The organism is Paenibacillus sp. UMB7766-LJ446 (assembly GCF_030226665.1).
In the GTDB taxonomy this organism is placed as follows: Bacteria; Bacillota; Bacilli; order Paenibacillales; family Paenibacillaceae; genus Paenibacillus; species Paenibacillus vandeheii.
The window spans coordinates 94,612-113,264 of sequence record NZ_JASOYM010000010.1 but is presented as its reverse complement, the minus strand read 5'-3'; the positions used below and the strand labels follow the sequence as shown (position 1 = coordinate 113,264).

The 18,653-nt window shown below is 48.3% G+C and carries 17 protein-coding genes; 4 read left to right on the top strand and 13 right to left on the bottom strand.

Annotation, left to right across the window (positions count from 1 at the left end; genetic code table 11):
* Positions 1-261: 261 nt before the first annotated feature.
* The 7 genes from QP794_RS22690 to QP794_RS22660 form a co-directional block, all read right to left on the bottom strand.
* Positions 262-2,766: a heavy metal translocating P-type ATPase gene (locus QP794_RS22690; RefSeq protein WP_285079124.1), complete on the bottom strand. Its 2,505-nt coding sequence runs from the start codon at positions 2,764-2,766 to the stop codon at positions 262-264.
* 179 nt (positions 2,767-2,945) lie between these two features.
* Positions 2,946-3,146 carry a copper ion binding protein gene (locus QP794_RS22685; protein ID WP_079348675.1) on the bottom strand — a complete coding sequence of 67 codons (201 nt, stop codon included), beginning with the start codon at positions 3,144-3,146 and terminating at the stop codon, positions 2,946-2,948.
* A gap of 48 nt (positions 3,147-3,194) precedes the next feature.
* The gene (locus tag QP794_RS22680) at positions 3,195-3,596 is read right to left on the bottom strand and encodes a metal-sensitive transcriptional regulator (RefSeq protein ID WP_285079005.1); all 402 of its coding nucleotides are present in this window, start codon (positions 3,594-3,596) and stop codon (positions 3,195-3,197) included.
* Positions 3,597-3,753: 157 nt separating this feature from the next.
* Complete coding sequence (locus tag QP794_RS22675) at positions 3,754-4,236, bottom strand: GNAT family N-acetyltransferase (protein WP_285079004.1); 483 nt, start codon at positions 4,234-4,236, stop codon at positions 3,754-3,756.
* A gap of 97 nt (positions 4,237-4,333) precedes the next feature.
* Positions 4,334-4,519 carry a hypothetical protein gene (locus QP794_RS22670; protein WP_024632276.1) on the bottom strand — a complete coding sequence of 62 codons (186 nt, stop codon included), beginning with the start codon at positions 4,517-4,519 and terminating at the stop codon, positions 4,334-4,336.
* Positions 4,520-4,719: 200 nt separating this feature from the next.
* Complete coding sequence (locus QP794_RS22665; protein WP_285079003.1) at positions 4,720-5,331, bottom strand: hypothetical protein; 612 nt, start codon at positions 5,329-5,331, stop codon at positions 4,720-4,722.
* Positions 5,332-5,483: 152 nt separating this feature from the next.
* Positions 5,484-6,374, bottom strand: coding sequence for a DMT family transporter (locus QP794_RS22660; protein WP_024632278.1), 891 nt, complete (start codon positions 6,372-6,374; stop codon positions 5,484-5,486).
* Positions 6,375-6,583: 209 nt separating this feature from the next.
* Here QP794_RS22660 and QP794_RS22655 point away from each other — a divergent pair, with 209 nt between their 5' ends.
* Positions 6,584-7,471, top strand: a complete 888-nt coding sequence (locus QP794_RS22655; protein ID WP_285079002.1) for a LysR family transcriptional regulator — start codon at positions 6,584-6,586, stop codon at positions 7,469-7,471.
* 186 nt (positions 7,472-7,657) lie between these two features.
* Here QP794_RS22655 and QP794_RS22650 read toward each other — a convergent pair whose 3' ends face one another.
* From QP794_RS22650 to QP794_RS22625, 6 genes are all read right to left on the bottom strand, one after another.
* A complete protein-coding gene (locus tag QP794_RS22650; protein ID WP_285079001.1) occupies positions 7,658-8,416 on the bottom strand; it encodes a nucleoside phosphorylase in 759 nt (252 codons plus the stop codon).
* 1 nt (position 8,417) lies between these two features.
* The gene (locus QP794_RS22645) at positions 8,418-9,089 is read right to left on the bottom strand and encodes a sulfite oxidase-like oxidoreductase (protein WP_079348664.1); all 672 of its coding nucleotides are present in this window, start codon (positions 9,087-9,089) and stop codon (positions 8,418-8,420) included.
* Positions 9,090-9,135: 46 nt separating this feature from the next.
* Entirely contained in the window at positions 9,136-10,059 is a 924-nt protein-coding gene (locus tag QP794_RS22640; protein ID WP_285079000.1) for an ABC transporter permease, read from the bottom strand.
* Positions 10,043-11,110: an ABC transporter permease gene (locus tag QP794_RS22635; protein WP_285078999.1), complete on the bottom strand. Its 1,068-nt coding sequence runs from the start codon at positions 11,108-11,110 to the stop codon at positions 10,043-10,045. The genes QP794_RS22640 and QP794_RS22635 overlap by 17 nt, the downstream gene beginning before the upstream one ends.
* Entirely contained in the window at positions 11,107-12,606 is a 1,500-nt protein-coding gene (locus QP794_RS22630; RefSeq protein ID WP_024632284.1) for an ABC transporter ATP-binding protein, read from the bottom strand. The genes QP794_RS22635 and QP794_RS22630 overlap by 4 nt, the downstream gene beginning before the upstream one ends.
* A gap of 300 nt (positions 12,607-12,906) precedes the next feature.
* Positions 12,907-13,938, bottom strand: coding sequence for a BMP family lipoprotein (locus QP794_RS22625; protein WP_285078998.1), 1,032 nt, complete (start codon positions 13,936-13,938; stop codon positions 12,907-12,909).
* A 276-nt stretch (positions 13,939-14,214) separates the two neighbouring features.
* Here QP794_RS22625 and QP794_RS22620 point away from each other — a divergent pair, with 276 nt between their 5' ends.
* From QP794_RS22620 to QP794_RS22610, 3 genes are all read left to right on the top strand, one after another.
* Positions 14,215-15,657, top strand: a complete 1,443-nt coding sequence (locus QP794_RS22620) for a hypothetical protein (protein ID WP_285078997.1) — start codon at positions 14,215-14,217, stop codon at positions 15,655-15,657.
* A gap of 239 nt (positions 15,658-15,896) precedes the next feature.
* On the top strand, positions 15,897-16,529 hold the full coding sequence (locus QP794_RS22615) for a DUF5317 domain-containing protein (protein WP_024632288.1): 633 nt from the start codon (positions 15,897-15,899) through the stop codon (positions 16,527-16,529).
* A 253-nt stretch (positions 16,530-16,782) separates the two neighbouring features.
* The gene (locus QP794_RS22610; RefSeq protein ID WP_285078996.1) at positions 16,783-18,615 is read left to right on the top strand and encodes a bifunctional diguanylate cyclase/phosphohydrolase; all 1,833 of its coding nucleotides are present in this window, start codon (positions 16,783-16,785) and stop codon (positions 18,613-18,615) included.
* Positions 18,616-18,653: the final 38 nt, after the last annotated feature.

The window sequence follows — 18,653 nt, the reverse complement described above, 5'->3', positions numbered from 1 at the left end:
ATTTTAAATCCATATGTCTATATTGTCAATTAATTTCTGAAAGGTTCAGAAAAAATAAAGATGTGTTTCGCAAACCATGGTCATTCTTTTCATAAAAGGACATCCCTTCATAAGCCCGCTTTCTACTAACAAGGAACTGACTTTTGCTTTAACCTGTTCAGGCCATTTTTTTCAACAAAAAAACACGATCCGTCGCAACGGACCGCGCTTTTATTTATGGTTTTTGAAGATAGAAACGTTGAGCCCTTCCATACAGGGTAATTAGTCATTTCGTTTCAGTTTCATTCGTTGCAGACGTAGCGAATTCAGTACAACCGACACAGAGCTGAAGGCCATTGCTGCACCTGCCAACCAAGGGGCCAGAAAGCCCACTGCTGCAATTGGAATACCAATTACGTTATAACCAAGTGCCCAGAACAGATTCTGCTTGATATTACCCATGGTCCGCCGACTCATCTCGATCGCATCTGCAATACTGTTCAGATCGCCACGCATTAGTGTAATATCCGCTGCTTCCATCGCTACATCAGTCCCGGTTCCAATCGCCATACCGATATCGGCTGTAGCCAGAGCTGGAGCATCGTTGATTCCATCCCCAACCATCGCTACCTTGAGACCGCTCTCCTGAAGTTTCTTCACTTCCGCCGCTTTGCCCTCTGGCAATACCTCAGCCAGTACTTTACCGATTCCAGCCTGTTCTGCCACGGCGCGAGCTGTTCGCTCATTGTCTCCCGTAATCATGATGACATCAATTCCCATGGCATGGAGCCGCTGAATGGCTTCCCGTGAAGTTTCCTTGATGGTGTCAGCCACAGCAACGATCCCTGCCCATTGACCATCCACCGCGATCAGCATCGCAGTGCGCCCTTGTTCTTCAAGGTTGTTCATCTGCTGCATGGTTTCCTCAGAGACATTCACCTTCGCATCAGTAAGCAGTCGGCGTGTCCCGACCAGGATCTCTTGTCCTTGAACCCGTGCCCGCACACCATATCCCGGAATGTTCTCGAATTGCTCTGGCTGGGTCAGTTCCAGCCCCTTACCTCGGATTCCTTCCACAATCGCTTCAGCCAAAGGATGCTCCGAACTCTGTTCTGCTGCTCCCACCCGCTGAAGCAGATCTGCTTCCGTCCAATGTGGAGCTGTTACTACATCCGTAAGGACGGGCTTCCCTTGGGTAACTGTACCTGTTTTGTCCAATACAACCGTCTGGATCTGCTGGGCCGATTCCAGATGTTCGCCGCCTTTGAATAACACACCATATTCAGCCGCACGTCCTGATCCAGCCATGATGGACGTTGGCGTTGCAAGGCCAAGCGCACAAGGACAAGCAATCACCAGTACAGCAATCGCCTTCTCCAGCGAACCGGCAAAATCACCCGGACTCGCGAACAGATACCAGATCAAGAACGTCACTGCCGCAATGCCTACAACAATCGGAACAAAGATACCGGAGATCACATCTGCAATCCGCTGAATGGGCGCTTTGGAGCCCTGCGCTTGCTCAACCACTTTAATAATCTGCGATAACGCCGTGTCCGAGCCTACTCGGGTCGCACGCAGTCTTAATACCCCATTTTTGTTCAGCGTAGCACCTGTAACGGTATCTCCCGGTTTTTTATCAACGGGCAGGCTCTCTCCGCTTAACATGGATTCATCGACAGAAGACTGTCCTTCCTCCACGACGCCGTCCACCGGAATACTATCTCCGGGTTTCACGAGAACCAGATCACCTACCGCGACATACGCCGACGGTACGACAACCTCCTGACCATCACGAATCACTCTGGCTTCACGTGGAGCAAGTTCGATGAGGCTTTTGATCGCCTGAGAGGAGCGCCCCTTGGCTACGGCCTCGAACCATTTTCCCAATAGAATCAGCGTAATCAGAATCGCACTCGTCTCATAATAAAGCTCTACTGTTGGCATGACTGCTGTAGTCATTCCCGCCCCGCCATGATCCATCATGGTCGAAGCTGTACTGCCACTGGTCAGGGTCAGATACAGACTGTAAAAGAAAGCTGCACTTGTACCCAAAGCAACCAGTACATCCATGTTGGCACTGCCATTACGCAGCGCTTTATAGGCGCCCACATAGAACTGCCAGCCAATTACAAACTGTACCGGAGTTGCCAGTACCAGTTGGAACCATGGATTCATGAACAAGTCGGGTACCCATATCCAGGATGTGAACGAGAAATGGCCTACCATCGCCCACAACAGGGGCAAAGATAACAAGGCAGAGATCATCCACTTCCATTTTTTGCGCTGCAACTCACGTTCACGCACCGATTTTGTCTCTTCTTGCGTCTGTTGCAGCTCGGCTCCATAACCAAGTTGCTTGATCTTCGCCGTAATATCGGATGCCTTCAATGCTCCGGCAACGTATTCCACATGCCCTTTCTCCAGTGCCAGATTCACGTTCGCACGGGTTACACCCGGTAAACGTGAGAGGCCCTTTTCGATTCGAGCAGAACAAGCAGCACAGGTCATCCCTGTAATGTCCAGATCCACCGATTCCGTTACTGTACCGTAGCCAAGCGCCTCCACCTTATCCCGCAATGCATTGATGTTCGTTGTCTTCGGATCATAGGAAACCGTTGCTTGCTCTATGGCGAGGTTAACATTCGCCTGATTGACCCCTTCCATTCGGGACAACCCCTTCTCAATTCGTGTAGAGCAGGCAGCACAGGTCATCCCTGTAATTTGCAGTGTTGTCTGTAATCCCGCTGCTTCCGGTGATGGTTCTGAGGCTGATGTGTTTTCCATTGCCGATGACTTATCCATGTTGTTAGCTCCTTTCTTAATAAAATATTTCTACGTGTTCAATACCCCCAAGGGGTATATAAAAGACAAAAAATCAGGCTTAAACAATGAACTCATTTATTGGAAAAGATCTGTTGAGTTCCTTTCCATACAAGGGGAAGTTCAGTTTAAGCCTGCAATGATTAGACTACGTCATACCCTTGATCTTCAATGGCTGCCTTGATCTGATCCACATTGACTTTTTGCTCGTCATATTCAACTGCGACAGTTCCTGCTGCCAGATCAACCTTACCATTCGCTCCCGCATTCTTCACGGCTTCTTCAACCGATTTCACACAGTGATTGCAAGACATTCCTGTAACGTTCAACGTAATATTAGACATGGATAGTTCCTCCTTGGATATATAAATGATGTGTTCATTCAAAAATAATTACTTCATTAACTTCCTTACCGTTACCAACAATTCATCCACGACCTCATGCTCTCCGGCCTGAATGCGCTCAACGATACAGCTCTTCATGTGACCTTCCAGCAACAGCTTGCCAACCGAATTGAGAGCTGACTGAGCCGCAGCGATCTGCGTCAGCACATCATCACAATAGGTGTCCTTCTCAATCAATCCCTTAATCCCGCGAATCTGTCCTTCAACGCGGTTCAAACGGGAAATCAGGTTGCCCTTCATCTCCTGGGAGTGATGGCTCTTGCGCACATGCTTTCCGTCACTTCCTGCCGTATGACATGAATTGGCTTGCTGATCATCTGTCAGTGAAACTTCGTTCACCTCTGTTACGGATGACTCCAAAGGTTCCATGGGATGGCTCTGATGTTCCATCACGAACACCCCTTTTCTTTCGTTCTGTTATAAGAGTAACATACCCCATGGGGGTATGCAAGATTATTTCATTATTTTATTCGAAATGGATGCTTACCATGCTTCCTACGATTGCAGTATTGCACCAGACATCCCCATTAGTCTTCGTACAGGCGGATTATAATATGTATTCCATTCTGCTGCTGCGCACAGCCAGGCCCAATTGCTCATAGAAAGCCTGAGCTCCGGTATTAAATGTAGACACCGTCAGTTCAACGCTGTCGACCTGAATTTCTTTGCCAAGTTCGATTAACTCCTGCATCAACCGTTTGCCTGTCCCATGTCCGCGATGCTTGCTGCCAACGATGATTTCATTGATGTACAGCATCTTTCGATCCTTTAACAAATCCACATTTTGAATAACATTCAGCTGTGCACTCGCATATCCAACAATCTCACCTTGATCCAGCAATTCCGCAACATAGAGATAACGATGATCCGTCTCCATGAGTTGTTCATATTCCTTTTCGCTCATTCTCGTCTGCAGCTCTCTGTAAACGTCTGGCCTAGCTTCTACATGCAACTGATGAAGCTCATCCATTAATGCAGATACTCCCGTGTAATCACCCATGACAGCCCGTCTAATATTAATCTCACTCATCTTCGTATTCTCCTTTCACAAACGTTTCCCATGATTATACAATAAAAAGCAGATACCTTAATGGTACCCGCTTTATTTCAAGCTATATTTGGTTCTACTATTCTTCAGATGATTTACCTTCATCAAATGCTACAGGTGACGGTTTGGCAGACCATTCGTCCGCTTGCGGCTCAATATCTACACCATTCAAAATTTTCTTTTTCTCCATCAAGGAATCCCCGTCTTCATCCAGCTTGTTACGAATTGCAGCCTCATCCTGAGGTTGATTGTTCTGTTGTGTCATGTTGGAGTCCTCCTTCTATTATTTCATCGTTATTATGATGTTCCTATATATAACTTACCCAATTTTTTCATTGTCATTCTGACAAGCAAGTATATCCTCTGATTTTTGTATTTTACTTTGATGAAAAGTGAAATTCGCGATGCAAATTGAATATTTGATTGAGCAGCATATTAAAGCCTATGAAAAGGAGAAAGGCGTTATTAATCGAAGTCCACCTGTTTATCCAAAGTGACTTCCTCCACTTTGTGTTCCAACTCTGGTATAGAAGGAATTAAAGAGAATTGAACGTTTTCCAGAGAAAAAGGCAGGGCAGGAACTACTCGGAAACTCAATTGTGTCTCCCAACCTCCTCCACGACTGCCGTGTCTCATAGTCATATGTCTCTGTCCGCTCAACACCTCAAGAGCCAAGTGTGGCACCAACTGTATACGTTCAGACTCATTTCCCTTATATTGAATTTCCACATATACGAGACTTTCGCCTTCATACTGCATCGAATGTGTAATGATGAACTCACACGAATCTTTAATCGTTTTCTTCATGATCGGCACAACACCTGTTAATTGAAGGGGCTCACGTGGAAAGTAATGCCGTTGTGGCATCGGCTGCACACTACGGAGAACATATCGAATATCTTCCTCCTTCATATCCAATAACTTTACCCATTGATCGATGGTATCTTGAGGGGGCTGATATTGGACAGCTCCGGTTATATTCTTTCTTGCCGCAACCAACTTCAGTAGTTGCCCATCAATCTGCTGTACTTCTTCATTGTATTCATTAGGGATTTCACGAAATTCACTCCAGCCCATATTCAATCACCCTCCTAATTTAATGAAATACCATGCAAATACAATTCGCTATGGTACCTGCATCCCCTCTTCTTTTTCTAGGTTTAACCAAAAAACGGTGAACCTTCCCTTTCAGCTGCAACAGCCGATTCGAGAAAGTTCACCGCATGGCTTTAGATTTTCGCCACCTTGCTGCCCTTTACTTTAACATTCACAAGCAGGATGCTGGCTATGATCATAACGAGACCTGCGATCAGATTAACCGTCACCGACTCTCCCAGGAACAGTACACTGCAAAACAGGGCAATCAGTGGAATCAGAAATGTGAATGATCCTACTTTGCTGGCCTCGCCAGAGCTGACCAGTTTGAAGAACGCGAGCCAGCCCAACGCAATGACGAACACCGAAATAAACAGCATATCCAGTATAAAAGGAAGCACCCACTGTACATCAGCCCAGCTCTCTGTGACCGTACCCGTTAAGGTCAGTACAACTCCACCGATTAGAATCGGAATGGCTGTCATCCAGATTCCATCGACCTTCATTGAAGTTCGCTTCATATATACGGTCCCGATCGCCCAGCTAATTGCACTAAACAGCCCCAGCATAACCCCTTCAGGTGAAACTTTGCCTGTCATGCCGCCTATACTGATCGTAGCCACCCCTGCAAAACCGAGCACCAATCCGGCGATTTTCATTCCATACATGGACTCGCCCAGCCACAACCAGGCCCCAATCCCAAGCAGCACAGGCTGTAGGAACACAATGGATGAAAATAATCCTGCCGGCACTTCCGTCAGCCCCACGGTCTGAAAGCCGTAGAAGAAGATAATATTAAGCACCGCAGATATGGCATAGATATGCCAAGTTTGTTTCAGTCTCAGCGTTTTGTAGCGGGGAAAAGCATACAGCCCAAGCACCAAGCCCCCAATTAACAGGCGCATGCCTGCGAATATAAGCGGCGGTGTAAAATTTAATGCGTATTTGGTCAGGGGCCAGTTTACTCCCCACATGAGTACCAGAAAAGCCAGGACCCAGCCTGCTTTTGCACGTGATAAAGCCATATGTCTATTCTCCTATCCGGCACACTTCTACAGGCGCAGTTTAATCAATCGTCACTTTATCCTGCGCTCTCTCGGTGCCTGCAAACCATTTGGAATCCGATCCAGACCCGTTATACATCTGTTCTTTGATCGTTCCGTTTCTCCATGATACAATAATCATTATAATAATTGAAATGCATGTTAATCATAAGGAGCATACCAAATCTGATATGAACAATTCACAGTTGCAGTTATTCGTGAAAATTGCAGAAACGGGAAGTTTCACCCGTGCAGGCCAGGAACTGAATATGACGCAGCCCGCAGTCAGTCGGGCCATTTCTTCGCTGGAGAATGAACTGGATGTCACACTAATCATACGGGATCGCAGAAATGGCATCGTGCTTACGGATGTGGGACAGCGGATTTTGGTCATTTTCCGCCGGATTTTACAGCAATTTGATAAGGTGCAGCAGGTCGTTGCCGCTGAAAAAGGTTTGGAGATTGGTACGATTCGCATTGGCTCTTTCCCCATGTCATCCGCCCATCTGCTGCCGAAAATTATCCGCTCCATTCGGGACCGCTATCCTCAGATACAATTTGAGCTGCATGAGGGAAACATTCTTGAAATTCAGGAATGGCTAAGCTCACGGGCTATTGATGTAGCTCTCATTATTGCAACCGACAAAGAGCCCATAGATACGGCTTATGAGACACTCCCGCTGTATAGCGAAGAGATGCTGGCTGTGTTTCGGGACGATGAGCCCTTTGCAAATCAGGAGGTATTGCCTGTACAAATGCTGGACAAGCACCCCATGATCATCTGCAAAGGCGGTTACGAAGTGCCGATTGTGGATCTGTTCCATCGAGCAGATGCCGAATTACATTTCGGATTTGTGGTGTATAACGTAAACACTTGTCTGAGCATGATTGAGCAGGGTCTTGGAGCCGCCATGCTGCCTGCCATTTCTCTATCCTGGCTGCCTCCGGGTGTCAAAGCACTCCCGACGGAGCCAAAAGCCTACCGTAATATTGAGATTGCCGTTCCTTCACTTGTTGATGCTTCCCCTGCATCCCGGTTATTTATTGAGACGGCGCAGCAATTGTTTGGACAAGGTTAACGGATCGATTGGCCTTCCAATGTTGAGCCAGTCGCTCCTTGTTGCCAATCAAAAAGGGCGTCCCATCGGTCATGAACATGACCTTATGGGACGCCCTTTTTATATTGTCCACCTCAGATGGACATCATTGAAGTGTTTTGCTTTTTACCAGCAGCAGCAGCACAAAATGCCCTGATGATCTCAGCTTTACGCCTGATCCTGGCGAGCGAGTGCAGCCAGCGCGCGCAGCGCCGCTTCGATCTCACGCTCAACCGCATCGGCTACCGCATTTGTATGCGGATCATACTCTGCCGCCAGGTCGCTGTCTGCAAAACCGTCGATAGCGACAATCGCCCCGGCACGAGCACCGCGCAGTGTGCTTACGATGTAGAGCGCTGCAATCTCCATCTCAGCGGCAAGAGCACCCGCCTGCTTGTACTTGCGGTGAGGAATCTCTTCCACCCCTGTGAAGAATGCATCCAGCGTAACGGTAATGCCCACGCCAACTTTCCCCGCACTCGAAGCATCCGTTCCACTTGCATGCTTACGAGTCGCCTCAATTAACGCTTGTGTAACGCCAAGGTCTGCTACCGCAGGAAAACCATCCGGTACGAGCTGACGTGTCAGCCCGTCCGTACGCACTGCGGCCGTGCTGACGATAACGCTGCCTGCTGGATAATCAGCGGTATACGAGCCCGCTGTACCTACACGAATCAGGGTCGTTACCCCTGCACGGATCAGTTCCTCGAAGCAAACAGCCGCTCCGGGTGAACCTACGCCGTGACTGACCACGGCCATGGGTACACCTTCGTACAATCCAACAAATGTGCGATACTCCCGGCTGAACGCCAGTTCTTTCGCCTGCTCCAGCTTACGGGAAATCTTCTCCGCACGTGCCGGATCACCACAGACAATGCCGTATGCAGGCATATCTTCGGAATGAATTTGCAAAATAGGCATCAACATCTTAATCAAACTCCTTCTTCGTCCATTCGTCTTCCGGAATCGGAATATCTTCACCCGAGAAGCGCTGCTCCTTGAACGGATCGGCAAAATGATGGAAACCATTAACTTCCCAGAAGCCATTGCGGTCTTCTTTCATGAATTCCAGACCCCGTATCCACTTCGCGCTCTTCCAGAAGTAGAGTTGCGGAACCACCAGGCGCAATGGATAACCATGCTTTGGTGTGAGCGGCTCACCGTTAAATTTAAAGGCAAGCAATACATCGTCATGCATCAGTTCTTCGAGCGGAACGTTCGTCTCGTAATCATGATCCGCATGGATCATGACGTATTTCGCTTCGGGTTTGACGCCAAGAAGCTTGATGAAATCCGAGAATCGGATGCCTTCCCACGGTGTATCAAACTTCGACCAACGAGTTACACAATGAATGTCGCTCACCGTGTTCACTTGAGGCATCGCCTGAAGCTCGGCGAAGGAGAACACCTTCTCCTCTTCAACCTCACCGAATACTTTCAAATCCCAGGTCGCGAGGTCGTATTCGGGTACTTCGCCTTCATGCAAAATCGGGAACTTCTCGGTCAGTACCTGCCCCGGCGGCAGCCGGTCTCCGTGCTCAGCACCCGCTTTGGGTGCCGGGCTTTTCGTTTTTTTCAGACGTTCAGCCTTATTATGCAAGTGTGATTCCTCCTTCTTTATATGCTTCCAGCATAACATTCAGGAATTAACGCGAGCTTCCGCCCGCTTTCAGTGCATCTTGTGCATAGGTACGATCTTTGAAAAAGAACATCGCCACCAGTGTCACAATATACGGCAGCATCATGGTAAAGTGAGTTGGCAGCGCGAAGCCCTGCAATCGGATACTAAGTGCTTCCATGAACCCGAACAGCACACTGGACCCCATAACGCCAAGCGGATTCGCTTGACCCAGCATGGTTGCTACCAATGCGATGAAACCGCGACCTGCGGTCATACCCTCAGTAAACATCGTAACCTGACCAAGTGATAGTTGTGCACCCGCCAAGGCGCACAGTACACCGCACATCAGGACTGCACCATATTGAATACCGCGCACCTTGATGCCGATGCTCTGTGCCGCTACCGGATTCTCGCCAACCGAGCGGAGACGGAACCCGGAGACACTTTTGAACAGATAAAATTGCAAGGCAATTACAATAATAATTCCAAGATACACGAGCGGGCTATGCCCTGAGATGACATCACCTACCCACGGAATGTCCTTAATAAGAGGGATATCCCATTTGGGGAGTCCCACCATATCTTTATCGTAGTAAGCACCCTTCACGTCAAAGATCGCCCGCAGTGCAAAAGTCGTCAGTCCCGTCGCCAGAAAATTAAGCGAGATCCCGACTACTATCGCGTTGGCCTTCAGATTAATACTGATAAAGGCAAATAGCGCAGAGAACAACATAACGATCAAAATCGAGAATATGACGGCCAGCAATACATTACCGAACAGATAGTTACCAACAATAGCGGAGAAAGCGCCGATCAGTACGAGTCCTTCCAGACCTACGTTGAACAGACCGACACGAGAGCATAAAGCCCCACCGAGCGCTGCAAGCAGAATCGGCGTCATAATCCGCAGAGTAGAGCCAAACATGGCTGCATCAAACAGTTGTTGCATTGGACTTTTTCTCCTTTCTCCGCTTCAGAAATGAATAACCGATCTGAGCCGATACAAATAACGTCAACACCGCTTGGATGACACTGCCGACTTCCAGCGGCACATCCGTATTCCGTTCCATCCCCATGGCACCTGTCTGCAACGCTGCAAGCAGAATTGCCGCCACAGCTGTTCCTAGCGGATGCGAGCGGGCAAGCAAGGTTGCCATGATGCCGCTCCATGCATAACTTGCGGAGGACAACGAGCCATCAAGGAAACGGTACTGTGTACCCAACACTTCCCCTGCACCCGCAAGACCTGCAAGTCCGCCACTAATGATCATGGACAGCATCATCATGCGAATGCGGCGCACGCCGCCATAGGTTGCAAAGGAAGGGTTACTACCCAGCATGCGGATCTCATAACCCGTTACCGTCTTGTGTGTGAACCAGTAGATGAGAAAAGCCGCTACGATAGCAATGATGAATCCGGCATGCAGTCCCATGCCCTGGAATAGCTTCGGCAGCCAGACACTCTGATCAATCATTGGCGTCTGGGCCATCGCCGCCGATCCGGTGCGGTCTTTGAACGGATAGGATACCATGTACCCTCCAAAATAAATCGCAATATAGTTGAGCAGCAGCGTTGTGATCAACAGATTCATGCCGAAGCGAGCATCCAGCCAACCGGCAAACAGCGACCACACTCCACCGGCAATGATCCCCGCCACAATGGCTGCAATACAGACAAACCAGCCTGGACCCGGCAGGTAGAGCGCCGTCAGCGCTGCACTAAGTCCGCCGAGAACCATCTGTCCTTCGGCACCCATGTTGAAAAATCCGGCGCGGAACGCCAGTGCTACGCCCAGTCCCGCAAGAATAATTGGCGTCGAACGCGCTAATGTGTTGGTGAAGAAGTAGAAGTTGCCGAAGGCCCCTTTCCACATCTCCGCATACGTATCCACCACGGACCCGCCTACGACCAGAATGGCTACAGCACCTGCCAGCAAACCGATGAATACGGCAAGCAGCGGCTGTACGAGTCCGCGAAGTGTTTCTTTTACCCGATTCATATCCGCTCTTTCCCTCCTGCCATCAACAAGCTGATCTGTTCTTCTGTTGCTTCATCTGCCTTCAGTTCCCCAGCGATTCCGCCTTCATACATAACAATGATTCGATCGGATAATTGCAAAATCTCGGACAATTCGGATGAAACGAGCAGAATTCCTGCACCTTCATTCCGTTTGCGCAGCAATTCGGCATGAATGGTTTCCATTGCCCCAATGTCTACACCCCGTGTAGGTTCAGCCGCAATGAGAAACGGTGTATCCTGGGCAAATTCACGAGCAGCAATCAGCTTCTGCAAGTTACCACCGGAAAGGAACTGTGCCTTCGTTTCCGCAGAACCCGTCTTGATGCTGAACTGCTTGATCCAGTTCTCCACCATGGTCCGTGCTGCCTTTGCTTTAATGATACCGCGTGATTGAAGCCGGTGATGATGGCCCATCAAGCCATTCTCACGAACGCTTGCATCCTTCGCCGCTCCCCACATATAACGGTCTTCCGGGATATGGGCAAGTCCAAGTTCACGAATGCGACGCACCGGCCAGTTCGTCGTATCCTGCCCTGACAACAGGACGCGGCCGCTATCCGACTTACGCAGTCCGGCAATGATCTGAATTAGTTCAGACTGACCGTTCCCGGAAATACCCGCGATTCCAACGACCTCACCTTTCCGAACTTCCAAATGAATATCCTTGAGTGCGGAACGGTCCTCTGCCCCTGACAGACTCACTGCTTCCACCTGAAGCACCGCTTCTCCCGGAACGGATGGCTGCTTGTCCATACGTACCAACTCACGTCCAACCATTAAGCGGGATAACTCCTCCACATTCGTATCTTTCGCTTCCAGCGTACCTGTCACCTGACCATCACGAAGAACCGTGATCCGGTCTGCCACATCCATGACTTCCTGCAGCTTGTGCGTAATCAATACAAAAGTTTTGCCCAGCTTGGCTAGAGACTTCATATTCGCGAGCAATTCTTTCACTTCCAGCGGTGTCAGTACCGCTGAAGGTTCATCCAATATAATGATGTCCGCACCTTGATGCAGCACCTTGAGAATTTCAACTCGCTGCTGCATACCCAGAGGGCACTCAAATACTTTTTTCCACGGATCAACTGGCATGCCATACGTTCTGCCCAGCTCATTCACCTGGGCCGCTGCCTGTTTGCGGTCAAATACACCTGCAGCAGACGGTTCACGGCCGATCACGATGTTCTCAGCAACCGTAAAGGAAGGAAACAGCATGAAATGCTGGTGCACCATGCCGATACCGCTTGCCATGGCCTGAGACGGGGTAGCGAAGCTTACCTCACGTCCACGAACTTTGATTGTGCCTGATGTCGGTTGCTCCATTCCATACAACATGCGCATCAGGGTTGTTTTACCGGCTCCGTTCTCACCCACGAGGGCATGAATCTCTCCTTCTCGCAAATTAAAACGGATGTCCCGATTAGCGGTGAAGCCGCCGTATTTCTTCGTAATCTGCTCCATCTCCAACAGCATCTCGCGTTCTCTCCTCTCGGTCTGTATACGTTCAACTAAAGCATATTTACACTAGCCACTACGATGACAGAACAACCTTCCGATCCCCGTTATCCCCAGATTTTTTTATTTTTTCTCCAAAGGGGAAAATCCGGGGATAAAGGCGAACGCTTCGCTTCTCCAGGTTTTTTCTGTCCTCTCCGTTATCGGGTAAATGTTTAGTTGAACATATATAGTTCATTGTAATAGCAGCAAAACCGGCTGCCTGATCGGGCAGCCGGCTGATCAACTCAATTAATCCATTCTATGGAACAAAGATTACTACTGTTGCAAAGGATCTTTCACAACGATTTTGCCGGATACGATATCATCCTTGATCGCTTTAACCTTGTCGATTACTTCTTGTCCAACAAAAGCATTCAATGGAGATTCGCTATCACGTGTTACATAAGTCAGGCCTACGCCATCCTCTTTCAAGCCATAATTTACAGCACCCGCTTTGAAGTTTCCTTCCACGAAATCCTTCACGGTCTGATAAGCAACCGTATCGGTCGACTTCAATTGAGACAATACGATATGTTCTGGATCTTCAACAGTACGGTCCGTATCCTGACCGGAAGTATAGAAGCCTTTTTCCTTCGCGGCTTCGAACACACCCAGATCGCCTACAGCAGATGCTCCAGCAATGAAGTCAGCGCCTTTGCCGAATTGTACTAACGCCAGCTCTTTTGCTTTGGCCGGGTCATTGAATCCACCAACATAGTTCACGAGGAATTCCGCATCCGGGTTAACCGATTCCAGACCGGCTCTGAAACCTTCTGTATATTTCTTGATTAATGGAACGTCCATCGCAGCAATCATGCCGACTTTGTCTGTTTTCGTAGACAATCCAGCAGCTGCACCAAGCAGGTACGCCCCTTCATATTCATGGAAACCAACGCTACGAACGTTAGGCAGGTCAACGGTTGTGTCTACAATGGCAAAGGACTTGTTCGGATTTTCGGCAGCAACCTTTTTCAATGCATCTTCTGCCTGGAAAGTTGCTGTAATAATCAGATCATAGTTCTCAGCTACTGCAGCACGCAGATTTTGCTCAAATGCAGCCGGGTCAGTCGATTCGATCGTTTTGGTGTCTACCTTGAATTCCTCGCCAGCTTTTTTGAAACCTTCATCCATCTGTACGAAGAACGGGTTGACCCCAATTTTTTCAGGAAGGACAAGTGCCATGCGCAGTGATTTTTCACTATCGCCACCTTGAGCCGATTGTTCGTCTTTGGAACCAGAATTTCCACAAGCCGCCAGCAAAATAGCCACCATCATGATCGATAAGACGAACGATAAACCTCTTTTCATTTTGAAATTTCCCCTTTTCACAATTCTTTTTTATAATCCTAGCGGATACTGTCGATCCTTGTCAATAAATCTTTGAGCGTATACACTAAATGGAATAAAATAGCTGATTTACATTCTACAAAGCGTCGGAAGGCGCTCTAAACCAAGGTTTTTTCCGTTGACATCCGAAGCCGCTCCATGCTAAAGTCAATCCAATTATTATATTCAGATAGGTTTTGTCAGAATTATAACGCAAGCTTGTTTATTTTCCTATCCTATTTTGAGGAGGCTATTCATTTGAAAAAAATCACCCAGATCACACTGGCCGCTCTGCTCGCTGCTCCGGTTACACTCGGCAGCCTCAGCTTGCCCGCTTCGGCATCCGCAGCTTCGGCTACTCCCGCCGGACAAACTACCTCACAGGCGGTTAAAGGACCGGTAGCACAAGCTCCTTCAGCCTATACCGAGAGTGCAGCCGATTACGCCCAATTCCTGCAGGCCAAATACAATATCCAATTGCCGCAGAAGTTAACCAAGGGTGACTTCATCAAGGCGATTGCTGCCATCCTTGAAGTCGATCAAGCTGCACCTGCTACAGATGAAACAAGTGACAGTGAAATTAAGGCTCCTGCCTTTACTGATTTGAACTCCAATGATTCTGCGTATAAAGCTGCCGTTTCCTTATATAACAACGGTATCCTGTCCGGTACGGAAGTGCGTGCCAATGACAAACTGAGCACTTATGCTGCAGTCTTCATCGCAGTCAAAGCAGCCGGATTCAAAGAGTTGGCCTATACATATCCTGAAGACAAAACAGCGAAGGCACTTGCTAAACTGGGCATTAGCTCAAGCCGCGTTCAGGGACAAGCCGCGCAGGAGCTTGCCGCTGCCATTGATACCGGTTTGATCCCGGAAAGCCTGTACCCCGCTCTCCGTAAGGGCGGCGAAGCAAGTTCTGATTTTGCCAACATCTTGCTTGGACGGGTATTGACCAGTCAGGGCAAATACAAAAATGAAATTGGTCGTTCCGGCGATACTGACATTTACTCCAAATTGTACGCTGCCTATCGCACCGCTGATCTAATAGAAGCACCAGAACTTCGGACCATTGTGGATCAAGCACTGCGGGATGATCTCGTCACAGGTTACAATCTTAAGGACAGTCGCTTCGACTCCAACTTCATCGATGAACTGACCTTAACTTACGGGCATGATGATATTAAACACGCGCTACAGTTAATTGGATTGTTGCGTAGTGAAGGCATCGATGCGGACGTACAATTCCAGCCGAAGACTTCTGCCTTCATTTATTTGAAGGAATGGGGAGAGCCCAAAGAAACACCGGACTACAAGGTTACCCAGATCGAGAATGGCAACTACATTGCCTATGCCAAAGAATATGACATTCAGTTTGAATTCAATAACACAGCGGACAAAGCCCGCTTCAACGACATTATATTGAAGTATGCCAAAAAGAACAGCGATGACGCCTCTGCCTTAATTCATGCTTCTTGGTGGCAGCCACTGTATTACTCACCAACCGCTCTGGCGGAATATCCAGTCATCGCCAACAATAAAATTTCGCTTGGCAACTATTATGCACAATCTTTCTCCCTTAAGGAGAATTCCAAGGCAATTCAAGAAGGATTCCGTAAGCTGGCCCCTGATGCGGACATTTCCAGTTACACCTTCTGGGTGGACCAGCCGTTCTTCAATTATCTGAACGGGGAATCAGAATAAACTGAACGTATACCAAGTGAATTAAAACTCGCAATTTGACATAATACAAAGCCGTCTTTACCGAACTTTCCCATGGATTCGACCCATTGGTTCGTAAAGGCGGTTTTTGTTTTATTTTTTTGCAAAATTCTTCTCAAAAAAAATAATTTCATTGCAGGATTTACCAGTAAAAGGTCGAATAACATAGGTACACAAACACGCAATTACATTTACACATATCTGTAAGACAGGAGTTAATCATGGTATACGATGGCATTCTGCTCGGCTTGATTGTTGGACTGTTCCGGGGAGGATTTCGGTATGGTCTCCACCAGTTTGCAGCTCTCAAGCTGCGAGGCGGCTGGATATTCCCGGTGCTGCTGCTGGCTCAGTTCTTCATCTTTTACTTGCAGGAAAGGCTTGATTGGGTTGCATCCATCAACGGATACCTGTTTGCTGCCGTTTATGTCACAGGCTTAGCATTTTTGTGGCTTAATCGACATTACAAGGGTTTCACGCTGATCTGGATCGGTGTTTTCCTCAATTTCATCGTCATGGCGGTAAATGGGGGGCGTATGCCGGTTTCCGTGGATGCCTCTGCTGTTCTTGGGCCCTATTATGTGGACATGCTGCGCGAAGGCGGAGCGGTATCCAAGCACTATATGATGGATGCTTCCACACATCTCTCGTTTCTGGGCGATATCATCCCGCTGTCCAGTCCTTATCCGAGGACACAGGTGATCAGCATCGGCGATGTGGTCATGAACATTGGCATATTCCTGTTTATCCAGTACATGATGGTGAATCGAACCGGAGAAGCTTTGAAGCCAGTGAATTCCATCAGGCCTGAAGAGATTCGGACAGACTCCAAGGAAGGGAGGTCTTTTCCATGAAAAAATTCGAAGGCATTAAATATTCTCGTCTCGTTATCAACGCAATCATCGTAGCTTCTGTCGTTGTTGCATTGACTTCGGGATACAAGCTGGGCGGCTAGTACATATACTCGCCAACCACGACAAACAGGCTGCCAGCGGCCTGTTTTTTCTTTCTGGATTTTTGGGAGGTAACTTGTTATGTTATACATCAATATAGTACAAGCCGATATATTCACATCAAGAGCAGACTAAACCAAGCAGGAGAATTTTTATGAACTTTATTCGTAACCTTATCCATAAAGCAGATCGGAGCACCATGTATGTTGTGTTGCTCAGCTGCACGGGCATCGGTATTTTTCTGTATATGAACAAGTTGTCCTATCTCCATCTATCCTCTGACGAATGGGTAATGGTATACACGATGCTCGGTGCGGCGCTGATTTTGGATTACTTCACGTTTCAGATTCCGCCCAAAGGCAATCAGCAATCCATGGACTCTTCCGTGTACCTCGCCTGTATCTTCATGTTTGGTGGTGCATTCAGTCTGTCTGTACTGCTGCCCGTTTCCCTCATACTGTTAATCAAGGATCGCAAACTCGCCTGGTGGAAGCATATCGTTAATTTCAGCATCTACAGCCTCATGATTGCTGGAGCTGCTTACGTATTCACTTGGACTGGAGGAATTCCGGGAGCACTGGATGGATATAACCTGCTGCCCTATTTTGCGGCACTTGCAGCCTACTTCATTATTAATACGATCACGCTAGGGCTGTTCTTTCATTTCTCGACAAAGGATGCATTACAGCAGATGAAGCGTGTGTTCGTCACCGAATCACTGCTCGTTTATTTATGTACATTGATTTTGGCGCTCGTGCTGACCATTCTCGTTGTGCACAACGGTGTTCTCGGCCTGCTGCTCTACCTCAGTCTTAGCATTCTGCTGTCGCATGCGTTCAAACAGCTGTTCGTGATGTATCAGAGTATTGAGGAAAAGGCGAATACGGATCAACGCACAGGTTTGTTCAACCACAGTCATTTTGAAAGTATGCTGGAGAGCGAGCTTGGTAACGCCCGTTCCCAAGGAACCCCGCTTTCGCTGGGACTCATCGATATTGATGATTTCAAAAAGTATAACGACCGCTTCGGTCATCTCCAGGGCGACAGTCTGCTGGCCCTGCTCGGAGATTTCCTCATCCGGAAAACGGAGGGCACTCAGGTCACCGCCTTTCGTTATGGCGGCGAAGAGTTCACCCTGCTTATGCCAGGTATGGATCTGGACGAGGCCTATGCGTTCATGAACAAGTTGCGCAAGCAGCTGAACGACACCCCTTTTGAAGGAGTTGAAGTGTTTCCGCACGGTTGCCTCTCCTTTTCGGCAGGTGTTGCGCGTTATGAGGTTGATATGTACAACAAGTCACAACTCGTGGATCAGGCGGATAAAGCGCTGTATTATGCCAAGAAACAAGGCAAAAACAATGTGCATCGCCACGGCAGCAATGACGGCATGGAGCATGAGATTGATCTGGTCCAGGATGTGCGCGATATTGAGCAGCAGCTCAACTTGTTCAGATATAAGGATATGGATACATTCAAACATTCCAAACGCGTATATAAATATGCCCTCGATTTAAGTGAGTTGCTGGAGCTCGATAATGTGGAAAAGCGAAATTTCGTGCTGGGTGCACTGATTCATGATATCGGAAAGCTCGAAATTCCGTGGTCCATCCTGAATAAGAAAGAAAAGCTTACCGCTGAGGAATGGGAAACGATCAAGGGCCATGTCACCTGGGGCAAAAAGATGGCTATGACCAACGAGCGTTTTGCCGATCTCATTCCCTATATCGAATTGCATCATGAACGGTATGACGGGGCAGGCTACCCTTATGGCCTGAAAGGCTCGGAGATTCCACGGTTGTGCCGGATGCTCACGGTAATTGATTCCTTCGATGCAATGACGACGGAGCGACCGTATCAGGAAACGAAAAATGTGGATGAAGCAATCAAGGAACTGCAGATGTGCTCCGGTTCACAGTTCGATCCCGAGCTAGCCGAGCTGTTCATCCGATATATTCAGAAACGAACCGTGCAACAGCAACTTTTGTAACGCTCACCGAATATCCCCTTATTAAAGCCAAAAGCGCT